Source organism: Chelativorans alearensis (assembly GCF_010993735.1).
GTDB classification, from domain to species: Bacteria; Pseudomonadota; Alphaproteobacteria; order Rhizobiales; family Rhizobiaceae; genus Chelativorans; species Chelativorans alearense.
On the sequence record NZ_WQNI01000013.1, the window covers coordinates 357,130 to 380,186 of the forward strand.

The 23,057-nt window shown below is 64.6% G+C and carries 22 protein-coding genes and 1 tRNA gene; 10 read left to right on the forward strand and 13 right to left on the reverse strand.

Annotated features, from left to right (window positions below; translation table 11 throughout):
- Positions 1-12: 12 nt before the first annotated feature.
- The 4 genes from asnB to GPJ75_RS20505 form a co-directional block, all read right to left on the reverse strand.
- Positions 13-1,959, reverse strand: coding sequence for an asparagine synthase (glutamine-hydrolyzing) (gene asnB / locus GPJ75_RS20490; RefSeq protein ID WP_163270761.1), 1,947 nt, complete (start codon positions 1,957-1,959; stop codon positions 13-15).
- Between the two features lie 202 nt (positions 1,960-2,161).
- Complete coding sequence (locus GPJ75_RS20495; protein ID WP_246249159.1) at positions 2,162-3,637, reverse strand: pyridoxal phosphate-dependent decarboxylase family protein; 1,476 nt, start codon at positions 3,635-3,637, stop codon at positions 2,162-2,164.
- Positions 3,638-3,662: 25 nt separating this feature from the next.
- On the reverse strand, positions 3,663-4,748 hold the full coding sequence (locus GPJ75_RS20500) for a PLP-dependent cysteine synthase family protein (RefSeq protein ID WP_163270765.1): 1,086 nt from the start codon (positions 4,746-4,748) through the stop codon (positions 3,663-3,665).
- A gap of 112 nt (positions 4,749-4,860) precedes the next feature.
- Positions 4,861-5,361, reverse strand: coding sequence for a cupin domain-containing protein (locus GPJ75_RS20505; protein WP_163270767.1), 501 nt, complete (start codon positions 5,359-5,361; stop codon positions 4,861-4,863).
- 203 nt (positions 5,362-5,564) lie between these two features.
- Between GPJ75_RS20505 and GPJ75_RS20510 the strand changes: the two genes are divergently transcribed.
- Complete coding sequence (locus tag GPJ75_RS20510; protein ID WP_163270915.1) at positions 5,565-7,550, forward strand: BTAD domain-containing putative transcriptional regulator; 1,986 nt, start codon at positions 5,565-5,567, stop codon at positions 7,548-7,550.
- 106 nt (positions 7,551-7,656) lie between these two features.
- Here GPJ75_RS20510 and GPJ75_RS20515 read toward each other — a convergent pair.
- Positions 7,657-7,731, reverse strand: a tRNA-Gly gene (locus GPJ75_RS20515).
- A gap of 205 nt (positions 7,732-7,936) precedes the next feature.
- On the opposite strand from GPJ75_RS20515, the gene GPJ75_RS20520 reads away from it, so the two are divergent.
- The 3 genes from GPJ75_RS20520 (at position 7,937) to GPJ75_RS20530 (ending at position 9,851) form a co-directional block, all read left to right on the forward strand.
- On the forward strand, positions 7,937-8,434 hold the full coding sequence (locus tag GPJ75_RS20520; protein ID WP_163270769.1) for a prolyl-tRNA synthetase associated domain-containing protein: 498 nt from the start codon (positions 7,937-7,939) through the stop codon (positions 8,432-8,434).
- 91 nt (positions 8,435-8,525) lie between these two features.
- Complete coding sequence (gene trxA / locus GPJ75_RS20525) at positions 8,526-9,515, forward strand: thioredoxin (protein WP_163270771.1); 990 nt, start codon at positions 8,526-8,528, stop codon at positions 9,513-9,515.
- Between the two features lie 126 nt (positions 9,516-9,641).
- Positions 9,642-9,851: a Trm112 family protein gene (locus GPJ75_RS20530; protein WP_163270773.1), complete on the forward strand. Its 210-nt coding sequence runs from the start codon at positions 9,642-9,644 to the stop codon at positions 9,849-9,851.
- Positions 9,852-10,023: 172 nt separating this feature from the next.
- Here the strand turns inward: GPJ75_RS20530 and GPJ75_RS20535 are convergent, their stop codons facing one another.
- The 3 genes from GPJ75_RS20535 to GPJ75_RS27450 are packed head-to-tail and all read right to left on the reverse strand — an operon-like array spanning position 10,024 to position 15,819.
- Positions 10,024-13,380, reverse strand: coding sequence for an error-prone DNA polymerase (locus tag GPJ75_RS20535; RefSeq protein ID WP_163270775.1), 3,357 nt, complete (start codon positions 13,378-13,380; stop codon positions 10,024-10,026).
- A complete protein-coding gene (locus tag GPJ75_RS20540; RefSeq protein WP_246249160.1) occupies positions 13,377-14,783 on the reverse strand; it encodes a DNA polymerase Y family protein in 1,407 nt (468 codons plus the stop codon). The genes GPJ75_RS20535 and GPJ75_RS20540 overlap by 4 nt, the downstream gene beginning before the upstream one ends.
- Positions 14,784-14,838: 55 nt before the next feature.
- Entirely contained in the window at positions 14,839-15,819 is a 981-nt protein-coding gene (locus GPJ75_RS27450) for an ImuA family protein (protein WP_246249146.1), read from the reverse strand.
- Positions 15,820-16,002: 183 nt separating this feature from the next.
- Here GPJ75_RS27450 and GPJ75_RS20545 point away from each other — a divergent pair, with 183 nt between their 5' ends.
- Positions 16,003-16,446, forward strand: a complete 444-nt coding sequence (locus GPJ75_RS20545) for a metallopeptidase family protein (protein WP_163270779.1) — start codon at positions 16,003-16,005, stop codon at positions 16,444-16,446.
- Between the two features lie 130 nt (positions 16,447-16,576).
- On the opposite strand, the gene GPJ75_RS20550 is transcribed toward GPJ75_RS20545, so the two are convergent.
- Together GPJ75_RS20550 and GPJ75_RS20555 are read right to left on the reverse strand one after the other, a co-directional pair.
- Positions 16,577-16,783: a DUF1737 domain-containing protein gene (locus GPJ75_RS20550; protein ID WP_163270782.1), complete on the reverse strand. Its 207-nt coding sequence runs from the start codon at positions 16,781-16,783 to the stop codon at positions 16,577-16,579.
- A complete protein-coding gene (locus tag GPJ75_RS20555) occupies positions 16,780-17,670 on the reverse strand; it encodes an HpcH/HpaI aldolase/citrate lyase family protein (protein ID WP_163270784.1) in 891 nt (296 codons plus the stop codon). Before GPJ75_RS20555 ends, GPJ75_RS20550 begins: the two co-directional genes overlap by 4 nt.
- Before the next feature lie 114 nt (positions 17,671-17,784).
- Between GPJ75_RS20555 and leuD the strand changes: the two genes are divergently transcribed.
- The 3 genes from leuD to leuB all read left to right on the forward strand — a co-directional run bounded on the left by leuD (position 17,785) and on the right by leuB (position 20,027).
- Positions 17,785-18,390, forward strand: coding sequence for a 3-isopropylmalate dehydratase small subunit (leuD, locus tag GPJ75_RS20560; protein WP_163270786.1), 606 nt, complete (start codon positions 17,785-17,787; stop codon positions 18,388-18,390).
- 13 nt (positions 18,391-18,403) lie between these two features.
- Positions 18,404-18,796 (forward strand): RidA family protein, encoded by a 393-nt coding sequence (locus GPJ75_RS20565; RefSeq protein ID WP_163270788.1) that lies wholly within the window; start codon positions 18,404-18,406, stop codon positions 18,794-18,796.
- Positions 18,797-18,914: 118 nt separating this feature from the next.
- The gene (gene leuB / locus GPJ75_RS20570) at positions 18,915-20,027 is read left to right on the forward strand and encodes a 3-isopropylmalate dehydrogenase (RefSeq protein ID WP_163270790.1); all 1,113 of its coding nucleotides are present in this window, start codon (positions 18,915-18,917) and stop codon (positions 20,025-20,027) included.
- 46 nt (positions 20,028-20,073) lie between these two features.
- On the opposite strand, the gene GPJ75_RS20575 is transcribed toward leuB, so the two are convergent.
- Genes GPJ75_RS20575 through GPJ75_RS20585 form a run of 3 tightly spaced genes read right to left on the reverse strand, consistent with a single transcriptional unit; the run spans position 20,074 to position 21,166 of the window.
- Complete coding sequence (locus GPJ75_RS20575) at positions 20,074-20,217, reverse strand: peptide ABC transporter permease (protein ID WP_159586902.1); 144 nt, start codon at positions 20,215-20,217, stop codon at positions 20,074-20,076.
- Positions 20,218-20,277: 60 nt separating this feature from the next.
- Positions 20,278-20,754 carry a DUF2214 domain-containing protein gene (locus GPJ75_RS20580; RefSeq protein WP_163270792.1) on the reverse strand — a complete coding sequence of 159 codons (477 nt, stop codon included), beginning with the start codon at positions 20,752-20,754 and terminating at the stop codon, positions 20,278-20,280.
- Between the two features lie 13 nt (positions 20,755-20,767).
- A complete protein-coding gene (locus tag GPJ75_RS20585) occupies positions 20,768-21,166 on the reverse strand; it encodes a DUF6152 family protein (protein ID WP_246249147.1) in 399 nt (132 codons plus the stop codon).
- A 392-nt stretch (positions 21,167-21,558) separates the two neighbouring features.
- On the opposite strand from GPJ75_RS20585, the gene GPJ75_RS20590 reads away from it, so the two are divergent.
- A complete protein-coding gene (locus GPJ75_RS20590; RefSeq protein ID WP_163270794.1) occupies positions 21,559-22,593 on the forward strand; it encodes an aspartate-semialdehyde dehydrogenase in 1,035 nt (344 codons plus the stop codon).
- Positions 22,594-22,598: 5 nt separating this feature from the next.
- Positions 22,599-23,054, forward strand: coding sequence for a GNAT family N-acetyltransferase (locus tag GPJ75_RS20595; RefSeq protein WP_163270796.1), 456 nt, complete (start codon positions 22,599-22,601; stop codon positions 23,052-23,054).
- Positions 23,055-23,057: the final 3 nt, after the last annotated feature.

Below are 23,057 nucleotides of genomic sequence, written 5' to 3' on the forward strand. Positions count from 1 at the left end.
CTCCTTACAAGCTTACGCGGCCTCCGAGGCCCGGAAGTGCGAACCCGTGAATGTCTCAAGCCAGAGCTGAGACGAAAGAATGCCGACGAAGGCGGCGTTGTCGCGAAAGCCGGTGAGCGGCTGCTGGCGGCTTTTCGCGAAGAGCTTTGACACGGAGGCCGGATTGAAGAGGCCGCCGGCGGCAAGCTTCTCCGCGCTCATGGCCTCGCGGACGTAATCCTTCTCGCCTGCCCCCCTGAAAGACTGGCTGTCGGGCGCGCGGTAAGGCTGCTTGGTCCGCCGTAGGATCGTTTCCGGCAGGAGGCTTTTGCTCGCCTCGCGCAAGATATGCTTTTCGACCAGCCGCTTCAGCTTCATCTCCGGCGGAAGTGTTGCGGCAAATTCGACCAATCGGTGGTCGAGGAAGGGAAAGCGCCCCTCGATGCCGTGCGCCATCGCCATGCGATCGCCCTGGCTCGAAAGAATGTAGCCCGGCAGGAGGAATCGCGATTCCAGATACTGCGCCTGGTGCAGCGGATGCCAGCGGCCGAACTCCGCCGGCAGCCGCGATGCCAATTCCTCCGCCGCGTCGTAGCCGGAAAGGGTCTCACGCAGATCCGCGGAGAAGAACAGCTTTGCCGCCCCGGTCGCCCGAAACCGGGGATTGTGGGAGAACAGAGGATCGTCTGGCGAATCCGCGCCTGCACCGAAGAAGGCGGCCAGATATTCCGCCGACTGCTGCTTGAGGCCCGGCAGGTAGGGGTAGAGCTTGCGGAAGAGGTGGGGCCGGATGCGCGAGCCCGGCTGGCGCGCGCAGAAGCGGCGCACCCGCGCCTCCTTGAAAAGGTCGTAACCGGCGAACACCTCATCCGCCCCCTCGCCCGTCAGCACGACTTTCAGGCCCTTCTCGCGAACGAGGGCGGAGAGCTTGAAAAGCGGCGCGGGCGCGGTCCGCAGGATCGGCCGCTCCGCAAAGCGGACAACCTCGGGGAAGACGGCGGCGATGTCGTCATCCCGGCACTGGACGGAACTGTGCATCGTCCCGAGGGCGGCGGCCATCTCCTTCTGAAAGGCGCTCTCGTCATGCTCCTCGCTGTCGAAGGCGACCGAAAAGGTACGCAGCACCTCCGACGTCATGCCCGCCGCCAGCGCAGAGACAATCGAGGAATCGAGACCGCCCGAAAGGTAGGAGCCCACCGGTACATCGGCCCGCATGCGCAGACGCGTGGCGTCCGCAAGCAGCGCGCGTAACTCCGCGGCCGCAGCGTTCTCGTCCGTGTGGCGGCTGCGCGAACCATGATCGGGAAAGGCAAGTGACCAATAAGGCCTTACCGTTTGCTTGTCTTGTTCGACAATCATCATGCTTGCCGGTTCGAGCTCATGGATATCCTTGAAGGGGGTGCGCGATGCAATGGGTGCCCATAGAGTGAAAATCTGGTCGAGTGCGACCGGATCCATTTCCGCTTCGACACCTGGCACGTGCAAAAGCGCCTTCGCCTCCGATGCGAAGAAGAGCGTGTTTCGGACGGTCGTGTAGAACAGCGGGCGCACGCCCATCCGGTCGCGGGCAAGGAACATGCGCCGGCGCTGCGCATCCCAGATGGCGAAGGCGAAATCTCCATTGAGATCGGCGAGGCAGTCTGGCCCCTTCTCGTCGTAAAGATGCAGGATGACTTCGGTGTCGCTGGAGGTGTGGAGGACCCTGCCGCGCGAGCGGAGCGCCTCACGCAACTCGACGTAGTTGAAGATTTCTCCGTTAAAGGCGATGGACAGCCGACCGTGCCCGATGGACATGGGCTGCTGGCCATCCGAGAGGCCGACGATCGACAGACGCGTGTGACAAAGGCCCGCGTTCGCGAAAGCGGCCACACCGCTTTCGTCGGGACCGCGGTGCGCAACGGCAGAGGCCATCCGCTCAAGCAGCGGCTTCGCCTCAGCCGGCGCTACGCCGGAGCCGAAATATCCACCAAAGCCGCACAAACCTCTGCCCCCAACATCGTCCGATGCATGCAATACCGCCGCACACCTTAATAATTGGATATTTCTTCACATGGCCTGCCGAACTCGGCGGGGGTTACCGGGAGTATCGTGGAGGAAGGCTTAGCCTATTCGCTAAAATGGAAAGCATTCTCAATTTCGCTTGTCGGCTCTCCAACTCCTTGGCCGGACGCCGGGCGAAGGGCTAGGTGCCGGAGATTTCGCGCCCAAGGCGAACGGTTTCCCGGACAAGGAGAAGGAGATCATCGCGCCGCGTCCGATGATTGGCGATTGCCACTCTCAGGCAATGCTCGTCGTGCACTGTCGTGTCCGAGAGCGCGGCCGTGCCTTGCTCCTGCAACCGCAGCATGATCTCGATGTTGAGCGCTTTCAGAGCCTCGCCATCTACACCCCCTGGCACTCCTGCTGGGCGAAAGCGATAGCACACGATGTTGATGCTCGTCGGTGCAACCAGCTCAAGAAGGGGCTCGTTCTCGATCAATTGGCTGAGATAGGCGCCCTGAGCGACGTTCTGGTCGATGAGCCGGCCGAACGTGTCCGCGCCATGCTCCTTGAGTGCCATCCAGACTTTCAGCGAGCGGAAACCACGAGTGGTCTGCAGGCCGTAGTCGTGCAGCCACGGGGCCGATGCGAGGCCGCGCGGCGTCGGTTCGAGGTATTCCGGCGCGACCGCGAAGGTGCCGCGGTGGGCGGCCGCGTCCCGTATCAGGGCGCAGCCGACCTCGAACGGCGCATGCAGCCACTTGTGCGGATCAAGCGCTACGGAATGGGCATGTTCGATCCCGGCGACACGGTGGGCGTTCTTCGGAGCGATGGCAAGCAGGGCGCCGATGCAGCCGTCGACATGGAGCCAGATATCCTCTTCCCCCGCCAGCTTCGCCAAGGCCTGAAGATCGTCGATGGCGCCGGTATTTACCGTCCCGGCTGTTGCGATCACGCAGGCGGGACGGAATCCGGCCGCGCGATCCTCCGCAATCGCGGCGCGCAGCGCGGCAACGTCGATGCGCAGTTCGCCGTCCGTCGCGATGCGCCGCAGGGCCCGGTTTCCCATCCCGAGCGCTTCCACGGCCTTGCGGTGGCAGCTGTGAATTTGATCCGAGCCGTAGAAGCGTAAGGGGTTTTCGATGGCTGCGACGCCATGTTCCCGTACATCGACGCCAGCCTTCACGTTGCGCGCCACGGTCAGCCCGATGAGGTTCGCTATCGAACCGCCGCTGACCAGCGTGCCACTGGCGGAAGCCGGAAAGCCGATCATCTCCTTGCACCAGTTCACCACCTGGCCGTCCAAAAACGCGGCGGCGTGGTTGCCGCCGCCGAGATTGGAGCCTTGGACCGCCGCCAGGAGGTCTGCCAGCGCCCCGGTGAAGTTGCCCGATCCCATATACCAGGACCAAAAGCGCGGATGAACATTGCCCATCGGATAGGGCATCACGTTCTCCGCGACCTCGCGGTAGACCTCGGCGAGCGGCGCTGGCGAGCGTGGCAGGGGTGCATCGAAGAAGGCCCTCACCTCCGCAGGCACCTCCCGCCACACCGGCCGATCGCGGACATCACGCAGATAGGCGATGGAATCGTCGATGATCCGGCGCGAGAGCGAACGTATGCTGCTCCAGTCGTCTGGATCGAGCGTCTCTTCCACCTCGCGCAGGGCGTTCTGCATATCGTTCACGGGGGCTCCTTGCCGCTCAGGCGGCGAATTGAAAGCCTGGCGTGGAGCGCGAGAGCGCCATCTCCTCCTCATCCATGTCTGCTTCGATAGCCTCGAAGAGCGGTGTCGTCATATACCGCTCGCCTGTATCCGGCAGCATGCAAAGGATGACGGAGCCGGTGGGCGCGCGTTCGGCGATCTGACGCGCCACGGCGAAGGTGGCCCCGCCGGAGATGCCGGTAAAGATACCCTCTTTCTGAGCCAGCGCCTTGGCCCATTTGATGCCCTCGGGCCCGGCAATCGGCACGACCTCGTCATAGAAGCGGGAATCGATCGCTTCCTGCAGCACATGGGGGATGAAGTCGGGGGTCCAGCCCTGGATCGGGTGCGGCTCAAAGGCGGGGTGGCTGGCAGCCGGGGCACCGTCGGGCGAGCGCTTCTGCTCATGGCCGCTGCCGACAAGCTGGGCGTTGGCCGGCTCGCTGAGCACGATCTTCGTTTCGGGCCTTTCCCGGCGCAGCACGCGCCCGACGCCGGCCACCGTGCCGCCGGTGCCGTAGCCGGTCACGAACCAGTCGAGCCTGGACCCGGCAAAGTCGTTGATAATCTCGCGCGCCGTGGTCGCTTCGTGGATGTCGGCATTGGCGTCGGTCTCGAACTGGCGCGCGAGGAACCAGCCATTGGCCTCGGCCAGCTCGACCGCCTTTCTGTACATGCCGAAGCCCTTTTCCGCACGCGGCGTCAGCACGACCTTTGCACCCAGCATGCGCATCAGCTTACGGCGCTCTATGGAGAAGCTGTCGGCCATGGTGACCACGAGGGGGTAGCCCTTCTGCGCGCAGATCATGGCGAGGCCGATCCCGGTATTGCCGCTGGTCGCCTCGACGACCGTCTGCCCCGGCTTCAGAGCCCCGGTACGCTCGGCCTCCTCGATGATGTTCAGGGCCAGCCGGTCCTTGACCGATCCGGCGGGATTGAAGAATTCCGCCTTCACATAAATGGTCGCGTGGTCGACGCTGAGATTGTTGATCCGGATCGTGGGCGTGTCGCCCACCGTGTCGAGAATGCTGCCGAAGAGACGGCCTCGGCCTGCCGTCGTACGTATCGTTGTTTGGATAGGCATGAACGATCTCCTAGTGATCACGTTGAATCCGGACTTCCCGGTGGTTCCGGTGCGGCCGGCCTGCCGCCGTCCTGCGCTGCAAGCGGAGGCAGGCCAGCCAACAATCATAGCCCTAGTTCGTCCGCGGGTCGTCCTTGGGATTGACGTATTCGACACCGAACGGGCCGATGCCGTTGAGCTGGACGACCGTCTCTTCGTCGGCCCAGGCGAAATGTGCTGTGCCGACGGGTATACGTACGAAACTTCCCGGCGGCAGGATGGGCGCCGTGCTACGGTCGTACGTCTCTCCGGTGGCCATGCCGAAGCCTCCCGAAACGACCGTAACATGCTCCTCCTTCAGATGGCGGTGGGGCGCGATCACGTAGCCGGCGGGAAATTTCAGTCGAAAGACGAATTGGCCTTCCTCGGCCGGATTGCCATGCAGCACGGCAATCTGAGCGCCGGCCGGCAAAGTGGGCGGGCCCGGCTGCCACTCCACCTGGTCTTCGGTGATTGCGGTGTGATGCGCCTCGCCGGCCGGCACGGGTGTTACCGACAGGGCGAGAAGTGCGCCGAGCGCGACAGCGCCGTAAAGGGCCGACGGCGAGATACGACAACTCCTACTCAGGGTCATTGTTATTCCTCCTCTTTCTCAGTCTTTCTTTCCGCCCGCTCCACAAGTCTGGAGTGGGCAGGCGAGGGTGGGCATCCAGCCCGATGCAGGATGCGGTCCATCGCATTCAATGATAGAATGTGCGCAGAGAGCCCACCGTTGGAGAGAACGTGGAAAGGCGCGTGGAATCCCCGTCGCTGGGCGTCGACGACGTCCATGTGCGGATGCTCGGCCCTTTGAGAATCAACCGGAATGGCACCGTGCTGGACCTTCCGGCCTCGCGAAAGGTGCGCGCGCTTTTTGCCTATCTGGCTCTCACCCCACATGCGGTGGGGCGCAGCCGTCTCTGCGAGCTCTTCTGGGACGTTCCGAACGACCCGCGCGGCGAGCTGCGGTGGTGTCTCAGCAAGCTCAGAGGCATGCTCGACGGGCCTGGCCGGCGCCGGGTCGCGACATCCGACGATATGGTCGCACTCGATCTTAGCGGCTGTTTCGTGGATGCCGTCGAGATTGCGGCCGCGGCTAGGGAAGGAATAGGGACGCTGGATGCGGAACGCCTGCGAACGCTCTCCTGCCTTTTCGCGGGCGACTTTATGGAAGGGCTGGAGATCGACCGCAGCCTGCAGTTCGATAGCTGGCTCATCGCACAAAGACGCAGCCTCAGGGCCTGTCACACGGCTGTGCTGGAGCACCTCGTAGAAAGCCTCCCTGTGGGCTTCGACGAGGTCTTTCCACTGCTGGACAAGTGGGTCGAGCTTGCCCCGTATGATGGGCGCGCGCATGTGACGCTGCTGCGCGCGCTGTTGGCGCGCGGCCAAATCGGTGAATGCGAGGAGCATCTTGCCGCGACCGCCAAGCTCTTTGAAGCCGAGGATCTGGATTTCGCACCGATTCGCGAGGCGTGGCGGACCCTCAGGGACTGGCGGGCAGTCGCATCACGCTCTATCGAAGCGATCCCCGCGGCTTCCGCGTCGGCGACGGTGGCCGGCTCCGCCGAAGCCGGCGCTTTCACGGCTCGGCGCGCCTCCCTCGCCGTTATGCCTTTTCTGGAGCAAACGAACGCAGGCAGCCTTCGCGGCGGGCTCGCCGACGGCCTCACCCACGATATCATCACCCGTCTGGCCAAGCTGAGGAGCCTGTTCGTAATCGCACAGGGCTCAGTCTTTGCCCTCGCGGAGCGAAATATCGGGCCCGAAGACGCCGCCAGGAGGCTCGATATCGACTACGTCGCCAGCGGGATGCTGCGGCGCGAGGCAGGCCGCTTTACCGTGACGATCGAACTGGTCGAGGCGCGTACGGCCAGAATCGTTTGGGCGGAGGCCTTCGACCACAAGGCGGACGATGCCTTCATCGTCCTCGACGAAATCGGCAACAGAATTGTTGCCTCGATCGCCAACGAGATCGAGGCCGCGGAAAAGAACCGCGCAATCCTCAAGCCGCCTAACTCGCTCGATGCCTGGGAAGCCCATCATCGCGGTCTCTGGCATATGTATCGCTTCACCAGAGGCGACAACGAGCAGGCCCGGCACTTCTTCGAGATGGCGGTGCGGCTGGATCCGACCTTTGCCCGCGCCTATGCAGGCCTGTCCTTCACCCACTGGCAGAGCGCCTTTCAGCATTGGGCGGATCGTGAGCGTGAGACCGATCTCGCCTTCGAGGCAGCGGGCCGAAGCCTTATCATTGACGACCACGACCCGGCTGCTCATTGGGCGATGGGCCGCGCGCTATGGCTGCGCGGGCGACAGGACGAGTCTCTCGGCGAATTGGAGCGGGCGGTGGACCTCAGCCCGAATTTCGCGCTCGGCCACTATGCGCTCGCCTTCGTCCATTCCCAGTCGGGGGATCCGGGTGCTGCCATCGGGTCAGCCGATCACTCGCGCAGCTTGAGCCCGTTCGACCCTCTGCTGTTTGCAATGCTTGGCGCGCGGGCGATGGCTCATGTTCGTCTCGGCCAGTTCGAGGAAGCCGCGGAATGGGCGGTCAAGGCGGCCGCGCGGCCCAATGCCCATGTCGTCATCCGCGCCATAGCCGCTCATTGTCTCGCGTTGGCCGACCGGGTGGAGGAGGGCCGGGCCTATGCGAAGGCTATCCGCGAGACGCTCCCAAGCTACAGCGTCGACGATTTCCTCACCGCCTTGAGGTTCGCACCCGACGCCGAGGCACTGTTCCGGAAAGGCGCCAAGCGGATCGGCTTTGGCAGGATCAGATAAAGCTGCTGGTCCCTACCCGCCAACTGCTTCCCCCCTTTCGCAGACGGGGGAAGCAGAAAACGCCCCTGAAGGCGCCCACCAGGCCTTTGATATTCTTGAAGAAAACTGGAGCGGGCGAAGGGATTCGAACCCTCGACCCCAACCTTGGCAAGGTTGTGCTCTACCCCTGAGCTACACCCGCTCGCACGGCGAAAGCCGTAAGCGGCGCTTATATGGCTGAACTGCCGGCCGATTGCAACAGGGAATTCGTGCCGGCTTTGCATTCGCCCGGGGCGCCGGGTGCTTCCACAAACATCGGTCGTTCGCTGCCGCTGGCGGTCGTGCTTGCAAAAAGGCGGCGGGAGCGCATACACCGGTGTGGTGCCAGCTATTCGAAGTGAGGGGTCATGCCGAGATCGCCGGAAGAACTGATGGATTATCTCGCGGGACTCGGCATCGTGGTGACGACCCATCGCCATCCTCCGCTTTTCACGGTCGAGGAATCGCAAGACCTGCGTGGCGAAATTTCCGGCGGTCATACAAAAAACCTGCTCTTGAAGGATAAGAAGGATCGGTATTTCCTGGTGACGGTCGAAGAGGATGCGCGGGTGGACCTCAAGACGATTCACCATGCGATCGGCGCGTCCGGCCGCGTGTCCTTCGGCAAGCCGGACAGGCTTATGGCTCTGCTCGGGGTTACCCCCGGTGCCGTCACCGTCTTCGGCGTGGTCAACGATAGCGAGCGGAAGGTTACCGTGGTGCTGGACGAAGCGCTCCTGGAGCACGAGATCATCAACGCGCATCCGCTTCACAATGAGGCGACGATATCAATCCGCAGGGCCGACCTCATGCGTTTCCTCGAAACGACCGGGCACCGGCCGCTCGTCTTGAAAGTTTCGCAATGATCGCCACATCACGTTTTCCGCTCTTATCGGCGAGACGGCGCCCCGGCGTTGCCTTGGCGAGCAGGCGCGTCAAGTACACGAAGGGGCAGAAATGAGCAACCACGACAATCCCTATGGCGGAACAGGCGGTCAGATGACGGCGAATGTCAGTTTCGGCGGGCCAGGCGGCGAGGCGGGAAGCGGCAACGGCTTCGCGGAGGCCGCTCCCGGGGCGTCCGGTCTTATCAAGGACACGTCGACGGCGTCCTTTGCCGCCGATGTCGTCCAGGAGTCGAGCCGCCAGCCGGTGCTGGTGGATTTCTGGGCGCCGTGGTGCGGCCCCTGCAAGCAGCTTACGCCGGCGCTCGAGAAGGTGGTGCGCGAGGCAGGCGGCGGCGTCAAGCTCGTGAAGCTGAACATCGATGAGCACCCGGCCATTCCCGGCCAACTCGGCATCCAGTCGATTCCCGCCGTCATCGCCTTCAAGGACGGCCAGCCCGTCGACGGTTTCATGGGTGCCGTTCCAGAGAGCCAGATTCGCGACTTCGTGAAGAAGCTCTCGGCCGGTGGCGGCAACCGCGTCGAGGAAGCGTTGGCAGCGGCGGCGGAGGCGCGCGAGGCCGGCGACCAGCAGATGGCGGCGCAGATCTATTCGGCGGTCCTGCAGCAGGAGCCGGAGCATGTGGAGGCGTTGGCGGCCCTTGCCGACCTCCTGTTCGAGGCGGGGCAGGCCGACGAGGCACGGGCTGTGCTCGAGCGGGTGCCGGAAGCGAAGAAGGATGCCGCTTCCGTTGCCGCAGTGCGGGCCAAGATGGCGCTGGCCGAACAGGTGGCGGGGCTCGGCGACCCGGTCGCCCTGCAGAGGCGGCTTGAGGCGGACCCTGCCGACCATCAGGCGCGCTTCGATCTGGCGCTCATCCGAAACGCGGAGGGAAAGCGCGAGGAAGCGGCGGAACACCTGCTCGTCGTCGTCAGGGCGGATCGGAGCTGGAATGACGACGCAGCACGGGCGAAGCTTCTGGAGCTCTTCGATGCCTGGGGGATGAGCGATCCGGCGACCCTTTCGGCCAGGCGCAAGCTTTCCTCGCTGCTGTTTTCCTGAGTGCCGCTCCCGTACGGGCGAAATATAGGGGCGCCGGACGCCCTCTCGCTCGTCCCGCCATCATGCTATGAATGGGCGAGGAAGTGTGTTCGGTGGACAGTGGAGTGGAGCGGAGACGCCGGTGACATGACTGACAGAGGGCGGAGCGAACAGGCCTTGATCGAGCCGAAGCTTCTGGAGCTTCTGGTTTGTCCCCTCACCAGGGGCCCGCTTAAATGGGACCCGGCGGGCAGCGAGCTGATCTCCAGGGCGGCCCAGCTTGCTTATCCGGTGCGCGACGGCGTTCCCGTCATGCTGCCGTCGGAAGCGCGGCCACTGGATCCGGACCACCCCTGACGTGAGGCCACGTCCTTTCCGCTTGGCTTTTTAGAGCATGATCCCGAAAGTGGATGCCGGTTTTGGGAAAGATAAGCGGCATCCAGGAAGTGGAAACCGGTTTTTCCGTCCGGAATTGCGATAAAACAAGGAGTTAGATCAGTTCATTGATTCCATGAAACGATGAACGGCTCTAATGGAAATTCCGCCCCTTGGGCATGACGGCGGCGGCTTGGGCGCGCACCAGCCGCGGGGCTCCCTCCGATGGCGGCGGTCTGCCTTGCGCAGCCGGAGCGCCCGGCTGTTTCGCCTCGGTCCACCTGCCGTCCTCCCTTTGCCGTTCGTCCTTGACAAGGATGTCGAGCCAGATGCTCAGGTCTTCGATCCGCTCGGCGATGAGGTGGATGACGCCCGAGGCCGCCTGGAGGCGACCCGTGACGCGCACGAAGCGGGCGCCCAGCACCTGCGGCCGGAAACGCTCGAAGGTTTTGTGCCAGACGACGATGTTGGCGATGCCGGTTTCGTCCTCGAGGGTCATGAAGATGACGCCTTTGGAGGTGCCGGGGCGCTGGCGGATGAGCACCAGGCCGGCGACGGAAAGGCGGCGCCCGTTACCCATCACCGGCAGACTTTCGTTGGAGGTCACGCCTTCCGCATCGAGGCGGGTGCGCAGGAAGGAGACAGGATGCGCCTTGAGCGACAGACCGAGCGCGCGGTAATCGTGCACCACGTGTTCGCCGAGCGGCATGGGCGGCAGGCGCATCTCCGGCTCGCGGTCGGCAAGGCGCAGGCTTGGCCGGTCGAAAAGCGGCAAGCGCTCGGCGGCGGCTTTCTCGTCCAGCGCCCGCGCGGCCCAAAGTGCCGAGCGCCTGTCGAGGCCGAGGGAGCGGAAGGCATCGGCCTCCGCCAGACGGGCGACGGTGCTTTTGCCCAAGCCCGCGCGCAGCCACAGGTCGCGCACGGAATCGTAGCCGGCACCGCGATTTTCCACCAGCCGCTTCACGTCCTCCTCCGAAAGCCCCTTGACCTGGCGCAAGCCGAGGCGCACGGCGTGCCGTGTCGCAATGACCGGGCGCATCTGTGTATGCCGGTCCGCCACGCGGGCACGGTCAAAGGGGGCTTCTTCCAGCGTGCAGTCCCATTCGGACAGGTTGATGTCCGCGGCGCGAACCTCGACACCATGCTCGCGCGCGTCGCGCACGAGCTGCGCCGGCGCGTAGAAGCCCATGGGCTGGGCGTTGAGGATCGCCGCGCAGAAGACGTCCGGATAGAAGGTCTTGAACCACGCGGAGGCATAGACGAGGAGGGCGAAGGAGGCGGCGTGGCTTTCGGGGAAGCCGTAGTCGCCGAACCCTTCGATCTGCTTGAAGCAGCGCTCGGCGAACTCGCGCGGATAGCCCCGCGACACCATGCCGTCGATCATCTTCTGGCGGTACTCGTGGATCGTGCCCGTGCGCCTGAAAGTCGCCATCGCGCGGCGCAACTGGTCGGCCTCGCCGGGGGAAAAGCCGCCGGCCACGACGGCGATCTTCATCGCCTGTTCCTGGAAGAGCGGCACGCCGAGCGTTCTCTCCAGAATGGCCTTGAGTTCCGGCCGCACGTATTCCGGCTTTTCCTTTCCCTCACGCCGGCGAAGATAGGGATGCACCATGTCGCCCTGGATGGGCCCCGGCCTGACGATGGCCACCTCGATAACGAGATCATAGAATTTGCGCGGCTTGAGGCGGGGGAGCATCGACATCTGTGCGCGGGACTCGACCTGGAAGACGCCGAGCGTGTCCGCCCGGCAGATCATGTCGTAGACGCGCCGGTCCTTGATCGGGACCGTTGCCAGTTCGAGAGGCCGGCCATGGTCGTCCCGAACGTCGTAGTGTTCCTTCAGTAGCTCGAATGAACGCCGCAGGCAGGACAGCATGCCGAGCGCCAGGACATCGACCTTAAGCATCTTGACCGCATCGAGGTCGTCCTTGTCCCACTCCACCATCTTGCGCTCGTCCATCGCCGTCTTGACGATGGGGACCATCTCGTCGAGCCGGTCCCTGGTGATGACGAAGCCGCCGACATGTTGAGACAGGTGACGCGGGAAACCTAAAATCTCATTCGCGCGGTCGACCAGATGCTTTGTCCGAGGGTCGGCTTTATCGAGGCCGGCGGCGCCTGTCTCCGTGTCGCCGAGCTCGGCGCTCGACCAACCCCAGATCGAGCCGGAGAGCGCGGCCATCGTGTCCTCGGAGAGGCCGAGCGCCTTGGCGACCTCGCGCAGTGCGGAGCGGCCGCGATAGGTGACGACAGAGGCGGCGAGTGCGGTCCGCTTCTCACTGTACTTCCTGTAGATATAAGCGATGACGTCGTCGCGCCGGCTATGCTCGAAATCGACATCGATGTCCGGCGGTTCGTTGCGCTCCTTTGAAATGAAGCGCTCGAAAAGGGTATCGATGATGTCCGGTCCGACATCGGTGATGAACAGGCAGTAACAGACAATGGAATTGGCGGCCGAACCCCGGCCCTGGCAGAGGATACCTTTCCCGCGGGCAAACTTCATGATGTCGTGGACGGTCAGGAAGTAGCGGGCGTATTGCAACTCGCGGACCGTCTCCAGCTCGTGCCGGATTATCGCCTCTATCTTGGGAGAAACGCCGTCTGGGAACCGCTTGCGCGCGCCTTCCCAGGTGAGCCGTTCGAGCTCCTCCTGAGGCGGAAGGCCGGATTCCGTCGGTTCGTCGGGATAATTGTATTGAAGCTCTGCGAGCGAGAAGGAAAGGCTTTCGGCAAAACGGATCGTCTCGGTGAGCGCTTCGGGGTAGTGACGGAAGAGCCGTGTCATTTCCTCCGGCGGTTTCAGGTGGCGCTCGGCGTTGGCTTCGAGGGCGAAGCCTGTCTCCGTTATCGGCGTGTTCAACCGGATCGCGGTCAGCACATCCTGCAGCGGGCGCCGCTCCGCTGCATGATAGAGCACGTCATTGGTCGCCATCAGCGGCAGGCTCGAGGCCTCTGCCATATTTGCCGCCTGGGCCAGCTTCCAGCGGTCATTCCCGCCATAGGAAGGTGCTACCGCAAGCCGGACCGCTCGCCCAAAGCGGTCCTTCAGGCGCTTGAGGAAGGAAAGCGTTTCCTCCGGCTGCGCTTCAAGATCGGGCAGGGCGGCGAGCGAGATGCGATCCCCCCATTCGAAGAGGTCTTTCGCGAAAAGGACGAGCGCGCCCTTTTCGCTTTCCTCGCGCAGATTTGCTTCTGTCAGCATCCGGCAGAGATACGCCCAGCCCTGCCGGTCTTGCGGATAGGCAAGAATATCCGGTGTGCCGTCGGAGAAGACGAGCCGGCTGCCGGGGTGATAAGGAAGCTGGGTCAGCTCGGCATTCTCCGTCAGCTTGATGTGTTTGGACTGGCTCCAGGCCCGCACCACGCCCGCCACGGTGTTGCGGTCGGCAAGGCCCAGGGCCGAATGGCCGAGCAACTTTGCCGCGACGACCAACTCCTCCGGCTTCGAAGCGCCGCGCAGGAAGGAGAAGTTCGACTGCACGCCGAATTCAGCATAGGCGGGGGCGCTCATGGGAAAATCCCGTGCAGGAACCATCGCGGTGCGGCGGTCTCGCCATAAAGTCCCTCCCGGTAGAGCCAGTAGCGGCGGCCGGCCATGTCCTCGACGTGGAAATAATCGCGCGTGGGCGCAGGAGGGTCCTCGTGCCACCATTCGGAGGCGATGCGCTCGGGCCCCTCCGCGCGTGCCACACGGTAAAGCGCCCGCCGCCAGCGGAAGGAAAGGGGCGGGCCTTCGGGGACTTCCGCCGAGGCCGTCACCGGCTCGGGCTTTTCCAGAAGCCGGATGGGACGAGCCCCGGCCGTCGGCAGCGGTCCCGTTGTCCCTGTCGGCCGGGCGCGCGCCTCCTCCTCGATGGGAGCGAAGCGGGCCCTGCGCTCGGGCACGTGGCTCTCGACCAAGGCCGGGACGAGAATGGCGCCGTTGCCGAGGCGCGCGCGAATGCGGTCGGCAAGGAGGGAAAGCGCCTCCTCTTCCTCCGATGCGTGCCCCGAAAAATCCGCTTGCTGCATCACGAAGGGCACAGCGACGGCAACCGAAAGCCGTACCAGATCGAAGCCGTATCCGGCATCGAGGCTGTTTTCGAGGGCGGTCAGCCTCTCTTGGAACAGCCTTGCGATCAGCGGCGGCTCACGCAACGGACGCGACGTGCCCACCCGAATGCGCACCACGGCACCGTCGACCCGGAAAAGGGAAAGCTGTAGCCGCCTTGCGCCTTCGCCGCGCCGCTCCAGATCGCCCTTCAAGGTGCGGGCAAGAATGAGGACCAGCCGCTCGATATCCTCCCTGGTGCCGATCGGCTCTGCAAGCTGGCGTTCGACAGAGAGCGGCGCCACGGGAAGGCGTGGCGAGATGACTTCCTCGATCATCCCCAGGGCCTGGTCCAGACGGGTGATGAGCATGCTCCCGAAGCGGCGGGCGAGCGGCGCGCGCGGTGCGCCGAGCAGTGCCCCGACATGGCGCAGGCCCACGCTTTCGAGGCCGAACCGGGTCTTCTCCTCCAGGCGCAAAGCGGCAAGGGGCAAAGGGGCAAGCGCGTGCTCCTCCTCGCCCGCAGGCACGTTCCGGTCGCGGCCTTCATAGTAGCGCGTCGCCGCCCAGGCCATGCCCGGCGTGGAGGCGAGAGCGGCGCGCGCGTCGAACCCTTGATGCGTGAGCCGGCGGACGATCTCCTCCAGCATCGCATCCTCGCCGCCGAAAAGATGCGCGCAGCCGTTGATGTCGAGGAAGAGTCCATCCGCGCCGTTGAGAGCCACCAGCGGTGTGAAGCGGTCACACCAGTCGGCCAAGCTTTCCAGCAGCCGCCGGTCGGCATCCGGATCGGCCTCGATGATCTCGATCCTCGGATGCATGGCGCGTGCGTCGGCAATACCCATCCCCGGCTTCAGGCCGAGTGAGGCGGCCCGCTCGTCCAGGGCGGCGATGCGCTGGGTGTTGCCCTCCCGGCAGCTTATGACCAGTGACGGAAAGTCAGCCTGCGCGCCTCTCCTTGCGCGCAGGCGCCAGCCCGCCCCGTACCGGCGGCGCAGGATCCGGTCGGTCGAAAGATGCGGTAGCCATACCGCCAGTATCCTGCGCTCCCCGGCTGCTCTTGAAAGCAGATCCCCGTTCCCCGGTGGGCCATCTTTCCTGAAAAACGAAGTCATGGGGGTTCCATTCCAGTGTGAATGTTCCGGTTTTCCCGGTCCGGCTCCTGGCCAGGGTGACGGCAAAGGCCGGCGGGCCGATGGAGCGGGGGAGCGGTCCGGCAAGGGTTTCGCGCAGGGAAGAGGGCGCGGGGGAGACGAGAAGGCGCGTGGGGGCCGCCGTAGGCTCCGGCTCGGATGAATGGCGGATGAGGAATACGGGCCGCCCGGCATCCCTCGCGCGATGGTGCAGGCGTCGCGTGGCGGTCAGATCCAGCCTTGCTGGGTTGCCGCGCAGTTCCAGGAAGGTGGCCGAGAAGCCGCCCAGCCGGGCGGCCTCTTCCGCCGCCCAGAGCGCATCTTCGAGCCGGTTTGCCCGAACCAGGAGAAGCCGGTCGGGGGTGAGGCCGAAGAACTGCTCCACGCTAGGCGCATAGGGAAAGCCGGCTTCAGCAAGAATGTCCGCTGTGGCGACCCACAGGACCGGCCGAGCGCCCTCGGCCGAGAAGGCGCCCGCTCGCGAGGCAATCGCGGCAAGTGCCAGCGAAAATCCGGAAACGATCCCGCTGTCGCGGGTCTCACGGCCGATGACCTCCGTTAGAGCCGCCTGCAGGATGCCGCCGCCGAGAGCGGCGTCGAGGCGCGGCGTTCCCGTTTCCGCGAGGGACATGGGCGCTGCCGCACCCTCGGGGCGGCCGTAACGGCGCAGCACCAGGCTCTCCCCTTCCTCCGGCGCGGCAAGCCGTTCGGGCAGGGCCCCCTCGATCCTGGCGATTTTCCGGCGCAGGGCGCAAATCGTCTCCTGCGCCATGGCAGTGCGTGCCATGCCGTCCGCTCCGGCCGTTTATTCTGTTCCTGTTATGTTCCTATCAATTCCAGAGCTTTGCCCAAGAGTCAAGAAGGATTATATTCCTTCCTGTGATGCGTTATTTCCCTAAAAAGGAGAGGAACCACCTGCGCTCTCGAATCCGGCGCCGGAAAACGCTATATGCGCGGCAAAGGACACAAGATGGCACGCATCTACCAGACACGCGCCTGGCACGACCAGCTCTCTCCCTCTCTCGCCGAATTCGAACTTCTGGCGATGGAGACCTATGCCAACCTGCCGAAGGAGTTTCGTGAACTCACCGGCGACATCGTCATCCAGATCGACGAGTTTCCCACCGAGGAGATCATGGACGACCTGGCGTTGGAAACGCCGTTCGACCTGCTCGGCCTGTTCGAGGGGCGCGGCATCGCCGAGCGCTGGAACCCGGCTACCGGCGAAGGGCCCAACCGCATCACGCTCTACCGCCGCGCCATCCTCGACTACTGGGCCGAGAACGAGGAGACGCTGGGTGACATCGTGGCGCATGTGCTGATCCACGAGATCGGCCATCATTTCGGCCTGTCGGACGACGATATGGCGCGCATCGAGGAGAACGCAGGTGAGTGGCCGAGCGCCAGTGCGTGACCATCCCGGCCGAATGGAGCGAAGCGGAGTGAGAGCCGGGGATCCACTCCGGGGCATTTCATGGTCCGGAATGGGTTCCGGACAGCCTCCGCTATCGCGCCGGCTTCCGGAACGATGCGTGTCGTAGGGCTCAATAATCGCCCAGCTTGATGTCCGGTGTATAGTCCACCCCTTCCACTTCCTTGTAGACGGCCTGGCCGCAGCGCATGGTCTGTGTCTCGGTGTCATAGGCGTAAGTGGGGCCGCCGTGGAGGAGCCAGCCCTTATTCAGGGCCGCGGTGACCTTGTGACAGAAGCTGGAATTGTCGGGCCCGGTCAGGAAGCGGTAGAGCCTCATTCGCCTTTCTCCTCGATTTGTTTCGCCTTGGCGAGCAGCCCTTCGGCCATCTCCAGATGCAGGCGCTCGATCATGCGGCCGTTCAGCGAGACGACGCCGCGGAAGCGGTTTTCCGGTTTGGCGAATTCGGCCACGACGGCCTGGGCCTCGGCCACCTCCCCCTTCGTCGGCGCGAACGCGGCGTTGGCGGGGGCGATCTGTGCCGGGTGGATGAGCGTCTTGCCGTCGAAGCCCATGGCGCGGGCCTCGGCGCATTCGCGGGCGAAGGCTTCAAGATCGCGGAAATCGTTCATCACGCCGTCGAGCACGGTGAGGTTGCCGGCGCGGGCGGCGAGCACGAGCTGCATCAGCCATGGTAGGAGATTGCCGCGGCCGGGGCCGGGGGCGATGCCGGTTTCCCTCACCAGATCGTTGGTGCCGGCGACGAGGCAGGCGAGCCGTGCCGCCGGGTCGCGGCCCAATTCGGCGATGGGGCCGGCATTGAGGAGGGAGCGCGAGGTCTCCATCATCGCCCAGAGGCGGAGCGAGCGCGGTGCGTCGGTCTCGTCCAGCGCCGCGTCGACGTCGAGGATGTCGCGCGGGCCGTCCACCTTGGGGAGCAGGATGGCGTCGGGTTTCAGCGCGCGGGCGGCGAGGAGATCTTCCGTCCCCCATTCGCCGGAAAGCGCATTGATGCGGACGACGACCTCGCATTGCGGGCGATTAGGACCGTCGAGGAACCTCCGCAGCCGCTCGCGCGCCTCCGTCTTTTCTTCAGGCGCAACGGCGTCCTCGAGATCGAAGATGACGGCGTCGCAGGCGAGTGCGGCGCTTTTCTTCAGCGCTTTTTCGTTGCTGGCCGGCACGTAGAGGACGGAGCGGCGGAGGCAGGCGAGGGGCTCATGCATGGGCACATTTCATGGCCGAGCGCGGCGCCGGGCGCAAGAGCCTTTGCTTAGGCCCAAGCTTGATGTAAATGGTGGCTCGACCCACTCTGCAAGATCAGACAGGCATCAAGGCCAATGGAAAAGTTCACCACGCTCACCGGCGTTGCCGCGCCGCTCCCCATCGTCAATGTCGATACCGACATGATCATCCCCAAGGATTATCTGAAGACGATCAAGCGCACGGGGCTCGGCACGGGGCTTTTCGCCGAGATGCGGTACAACGAGGACGGCTCGGAAAACCCGGAGTTCGTCTTGAACAAGCCGGCCTACCGCAACGCCAAGGTGCTGGTTGCCGGCGACAATTTCGGCTGCGGGTCTTCCCGCGAGCACGCGCCGTGGGCGCTCGCCGATTTCGGCATCCGCTGCGTCATCTCCACCAGCTTCGCCGACATTTTCTACAACAATTGCTTCAAGAACGGCATCCTGCCTATCGTCGTCAGCCCGGAGGACCTGGAGAAGCTGATGGACGACGCCGAGCGCGGCGCCAACGCGACGCTGTCGGTGGACCTCGAAGCACAGGAAATCCGCGGGCCGGACGGCGGCGTCATCACCTTCGAGATCGATGCCTTCAAGCGCCACTGCCTGCTCAATGGGCTCGACGATATCGGGCTGACGCTGGAGAAAGCGCCGGCCATCGAGACGTTCGAGCACAAATACGCCGAAAGCCGCCCGTGGGCATGAGTGGACAAGCCCTGTGCGTCACCTGATCTCCACCGGTTCTCCCTTCGAGAAGACCGCCGGCTACAGCCGTGCGGTGGTCGACGGCGACTGGTGCTTCGTCTCCGGCACCACCGGCTACGATTACGCCACCATGACCATGCCTCCCGGCGTGGAGGAGCAGGCGAGGAACTGCCTCGCCACCATCCGCGCTGCACTCGAGGAAGGCGGATTCGACATGGCGGATGTGGTGCGGGCGCATTACTACGTAACGGACCGCGCCTATGTGGACCGCGTCTTCCCCATCCTGGGCGAGGCCTTCGGCGACATCCGGCCGGCGGCGACCATGGTCGTCTGCAAGCTCGCCAAGCCGGAAATGAAGGTCGAGATCGAGGTGACGGCGCTGAAGCGCGACCGCGCGGGCGCCTAGCTGTCACAAACCTCGGCACCTGCAGGTGTAGCGCGGCCGTGCCTGATCTTTCGCATCTTGCGCAAGCCCGCGCCGCCGTTTAGCAAGGGCGCGATCTCCATATCCGCAAGAGGCACCCATGGCAACGCGCAAGCTCCTCCTCCTTCCAGGCGACGGTATCGGTCCCGAGGCGATGGCCGAGGTCACGAAGCTCATCGCCATCATGAACGCCGAGTTCGGCGCCGGCTTCGAGACGGAGGCGGGGCTGGTCGGCGGCTCGGCTTATGACGCCCATGGCGAGGCCATCTCCGACACCGATATGGAGCGGGCGCTTGCCGCCGACGCGGTTCTGTTCGGCGCCGTCGGCGGTCCGAAGTGGGACGGTGTGCCCTACGAGGTGCGGCCGGAAGCGGGGCTCCTGCGCCTGCGCAAGGAGATGGAGCTTTTCGCCAACCTGCGCCCCGCCATCTGCTACCCGGCGCTGGCCGAATCCTCCTCGCTGAAGAAGGAGGTTGTCGAGGGGCTCGATATCCTCATCGTGCGGGAATTAACGGGCGGTGTGTATTTCGGCGAGCCGAAGGAGATTATTGATCTCGGCAACGGCCAGAAGCGCGGCATCGACACGCAGGTCTACGATACCTTCGAGATTGAGCGCATCTCCGGCGTCGCCTTCGAGTTGGCGCGCACGCGCGGCAATAAGGTGTGCTCGATGGAAAAGCATAACGTCATGAAGTCCGGCGTGCTTTGGAAGGAGGTCGTGGCAGAGACCCACAAGGCGAAGTATTCCGATGTCGAACTCACCCACATGTTGGCGGATGCCGGCGGCATGCAGCTCGTGCGGTGGCCAAAGCAGTTCGACGTGATCGTTACGGACAACCTGTTCGGCGACATGCTGTCCGACGTGGCGGCGATGCTGACGGGCTCGCTCGGTATGCTGCCGTCGGCTTCGCTTGGGAGCCCGGATCCCAAGACCGGCAGCCGTAAGGCTCTCTACGAGCCGGTGCACGGCTCGGCGCCCGACATCGCCGGCAAGGGGGTGGCCAACCCCATCGCCATGATCGCTTCCTTCGCAATGTGCTTGCGCTATTCCTTCAACATGATCGCGGAAGCCGACCGCCTGGAGAAGGCGATCTCGGACGTACTGGACGAAGGCTATCGCACCGGCGATATCATGTCGGAGGGTATGCGCGAGGTGAGCACCTCGGCGATGGGCGACGCCGTGGTGGAGAAGTTCCGGGCGCTTTCGGCTTAGGCTTTCCGGCGGCCCCTCTCCAGGTGGAGGCGGATTAGCCTCCACCTCAGGCAAGCGCCAGCAAGAGGGACACGATGACGATGCCCGCCAGGCCGGCGATGAAAATCGCCCGCCGCAGCGGCGTCTTGAGCACGATGTAGCCTTGGCTGGTATCGCGCCCGGAAAATGTTCTTTTCTGCTTTTCGGCCATGCGTGCACTCCCTGCCTCGGCAAATGAGCGCGGGGGCGAAATGTTCCCCAGGCCAGCGCCTCAGAGGAAGGCGATCCAGCGGCCGGCGATGAGTGCGGCGATCCAGATGATCAGCGACAGTGCCGCACCGGCCCTGAGGCGAGGGCTTATGGCACCGCCGGTCGTGGCCTTTTGCCAGCCGGCGCCGAGGCGGATGAAAATCGCGTTCGCCGCGCCGAGGGCGACGAGCGAGACCTTGGTCAGGAATGCCGCGTTGTAGGCGTATTCCAGCGGTTGGACCGAGAACAGCAGGAAGCCGGTGACGACGGCGAGCGCCAGGCCGATGGCGGAAATTCTTGCCATCAGCCGCAGGAAGGGTGCCGCGGCGATACTCGGGAACAGCCCCAGCATCCTCAGATCCGCCGGCAGGATCCCTCCGATCAAGAGCGTCAGCGAAAAGATGTGCGTGGCGTTGAGGAGCGGATAGACATAGAGCGAACGGCGAATAAGCGCCGCCACCTGCCAGTCGTGCAGCGCCTGCAGCCACTCCGCCAGCATCCGCGTCGGGCCCTCAGGCGCCTGGCACGCGGCTGGGATAGACGTCGTAGGTCTCGCCGTCGACGACGACGCGCGCCGCCTTCATGCTCAACTGCCCGGGGTCGCGCGAGCGGAAGCCGACGCAGGTCACGGTATCGCCGCTCGCCGCCGCGCCCTCGTCGAAACCGGCGCGCAGCGTCCGCGTGAGCGGTGCCAGGTCGACGTGCCAGAGGCCGTCTTCGGCGCGTACCGTGAGCGTGACGTGGGGGTTGCCGATATAGATGTCCTCGACGGTGCCGGTGAGCTCGAAAGGCTCGTCCTCGGTCCAGGCCCAGCCGTGGTGAGCGAGCGCCGGAACGGCGGCGCCGGCGGCAAGGCCGATCCCCAGAGCGAGGATACGCGGTAGGAAGCGCATCGGCGTTCGACGTCTCATGGCCATCTCCGTCATCTGTCTCCGTTTCCCGCCGTGCCCGAGCCTACGACGAGGAAGCGCGCGGCCAAAATCACGTTCAAGCGAGCGACCACGCGGCCGCACGATTGACTTCGCGCCGATTCGGCGTAAAACCCGGCGCGGAAACGGAGACTGCCCGGCTCATGCGCCCCCACCTTTCAGCGCACCTCATTGCCAGCCTGTTTGACGCCGCCGGGAACAGCGGCGCCGGTTTCCGCTTTACCGAGACGACGGCCAAAACGACCGCCAAAACGGTCTGACCTTCCTTGGCCCGCTCGCTCTCTCCCCGAGCCAGGCCGGGGAGGCGAGGAGCCCGCGCGGCCGGCGGGCCTCGGATACCAAGCCAAGCGGAGAGGGACAGGAGTTAAGAACCCATGGGTTTCAAGATAGCCGTTGCCGGCGCCACCGGAAATGTCGGCCGGGAGATGCTCAACATTCTGGAAGAGCGCGGCTTTCCCGCCGACGAGGTCGTGCCGCTCGCCTCGCGCCGCTCCCTTGGCACGGAAGTCTCCTACGGCGACAAGACGCTGAAGGTGAAGGCGCTCGACAATCACGACTTCTCCGACACCGATATCTGCCTGATGTCGGCAGGCGGCTCGGTCTCCAAGGAGTTCTCGCCGAAGATCGGCCGCCAAGGCTGCGTCGTCATCGACAATTCGTCCGCCTGGCGCTACGACCAGGACGTCCCGCTCGTCGTTCCGGAGGTCAATCCGGACGCGGTGGAGGGGTTCTCAAAGAAGAACATCATCGCCAATCCCAACTGCTCCACCGCACAGCTGGTCGTGGCGCTGAAGCCTCTGCATGACGTGGCAAGGATCAAGCGGGTGGTGGTCTCCACCTACCAGTCGGTCTCCGGGGCCGGCAAAGAGGGCATGGACGAGCTCTTCGAGCAGACCCGCGCCGTCTTCGTGGCCGATCCCATCTCGACGAACAAGTTCACCAAGCGCATCGCCTTCAACTGCATTCCGCATATCGACGTCTTCATGGAGGACGGCTACACCAAGGAAGAGTGGAAGATGGTGGCCGAAACCAAGAAGATGCTCGATCCGAAGATCAAGCTGACGGCGACCTGTGTGCGTGTGCCGGTCTTCATCGGCCATTCGGAGGCGGTGAACCTTGAGTTCGAGAAGCCGCTTTCCGCCGACAAGGCGCGCGAGATCCTGCGCGAGGCGCCGGGCTGCCTGGTGGTCGACAAGCATGAGGACGGCGGCTACGTGACGCCCTACGAAAGCGCCGGCGAGGACGCCACCTATATCAGCCGCATCCGCGAGGACCCGACCGTGGATAACGGCCTCGCGCTGTGGGTGGTCTCCGACAATCTGCGCAAGGGTGCGGCGCTGAACGCGGTGCAGATCGCCGAGCTGCTCGTCGCGCGTGGGCTGATCTCGCCGAAGAAGCAGGCGGCCTGAGGCCGATGCCGCGCGAAATCGTCCTGCGCCCGGGAAGACAAGCGGACGCGGACGAGATCGCGCGGGTCATGCGGTCGGCGCTGAGCTCCTTCGACTGGATGCCGGTGGTGCATACGCCGGAAGAAGATCGGGCTTTCATCCGCGGCCATGTGCTGCAGCATCAAAAGGTTACCATCGCCGAGGCAGGGGGTGAGACCCTCGGCTTCATCGCCGTAGAGGGCGAGTGGGTCGAGCAGCTTTATCTGAAACCGGGATGGACCGGCCGCGGTATAGGAAGCCGACTGCTCGGCCATGCGACGGCCGCCATGCCGGTCGTCAAGCTTCATTGCTTCCAGGCCAACAGCAGGGCCCGTCGGTTCTATGAAAGGCACGGATTCGTTGCCGAGGTCTTCGGCGACGGCAGCGGCAACGAGGAGAAGCTGCCGGACATCCGCTATATACGATACCGGGCCGTGCGTTGAGAG

Coding starts and splice junctions, on each gene's coding strand:
- GPJ75_RS20495 (WP_246249159.1), bottom strand. CDS start 3,637: ATGCAGAACGCCCTGCGCGAGGTGGAAGAGACGCTCGATCCAGACGAC.
- GPJ75_RS20500 (WP_163270765.1), bottom strand. CDS start 4,748: ATGCCTATCCAAACAACGATACGTACGACGGCAGGCCGAGGCCGTCTC.
- GPJ75_RS20505 (WP_163270767.1), bottom strand. CDS start 5,361: ATGACCCTGAGTAGGAGTTGTCGTATCTCGCCGTCGGCCCTTTACGGC.
- GPJ75_RS20510 (WP_163270915.1), top strand. CDS start 5,565: ATGCTCGGCCCTTTGAGAATCAACCGGAATGGCACCGTGCTGGACCTT.
- GPJ75_RS20520 (WP_163270769.1), top strand. CDS start 7,937: ATGCCGAGATCGCCGGAAGAACTGATGGATTATCTCGCGGGACTCGGC.
- trxA (WP_163270771.1), top strand. CDS start 8,526: ATGAGCAACCACGACAATCCCTATGGCGGAACAGGCGGTCAGATGACG.
- GPJ75_RS20530 (WP_163270773.1), top strand. CDS start 9,642: ATGACTGACAGAGGGCGGAGCGAACAGGCCTTGATCGAGCCGAAGCTT.
- GPJ75_RS20535 (WP_163270775.1), bottom strand. CDS start 13,380: ATGAGCGCCCCCGCCTATGCTGAATTCGGCGTGCAGTCGAACTTCTCC.
- GPJ75_RS27450 (WP_246249146.1), bottom strand. CDS start 15,819: ATGGCACGCACTGCCATGGCGCAGGAGACGATTTGCGCCCTGCGCCGG.
- GPJ75_RS20545 (WP_163270779.1), top strand. CDS start 16,003: ATGGCACGCATCTACCAGACACGCGCCTGGCACGACCAGCTCTCTCCC.
- GPJ75_RS20550 (WP_163270782.1), bottom strand. CDS start 16,783: ATGAGGCTCTACCGCTTCCTGACCGGGCCCGACAATTCCAGCTTCTGT.
- GPJ75_RS20555 (WP_163270784.1), bottom strand. CDS start 17,670: ATGCATGAGCCCCTCGCCTGCCTCCGCCGCTCCGTCCTCTACGTGCCG.
- leuD (WP_163270786.1), top strand. CDS start 17,785: ATGGAAAAGTTCACCACGCTCACCGGCGTTGCCGCGCCGCTCCCCATC.
- leuB (WP_163270790.1), top strand. CDS start 18,915: ATGGCAACGCGCAAGCTCCTCCTCCTTCCAGGCGACGGTATCGGTCCC.
- GPJ75_RS20575 (WP_159586902.1), bottom strand. CDS start 20,217: ATGGCCGAAAAGCAGAAAAGAACATTTTCCGGGCGCGATACCAGCCAA.
- GPJ75_RS20580 (WP_163270792.1), bottom strand. CDS start 20,754: ATGCTGGCGGAGTGGCTGCAGGCGCTGCACGACTGGCAGGTGGCGGCG.
- GPJ75_RS20585 (WP_246249147.1), bottom strand. CDS start 21,166: ATGAGACGTCGAACGCCGATGCGCTTCCTACCGCGTATCCTCGCTCTG.
- GPJ75_RS20590 (WP_163270794.1), top strand. CDS start 21,559: ATGGGTTTCAAGATAGCCGTTGCCGGCGCCACCGGAAATGTCGGCCGG.
- GPJ75_RS20595 (WP_163270796.1), top strand. CDS start 22,599: ATGCCGCGCGAAATCGTCCTGCGCCCGGGAAGACAAGCGGACGCGGAC.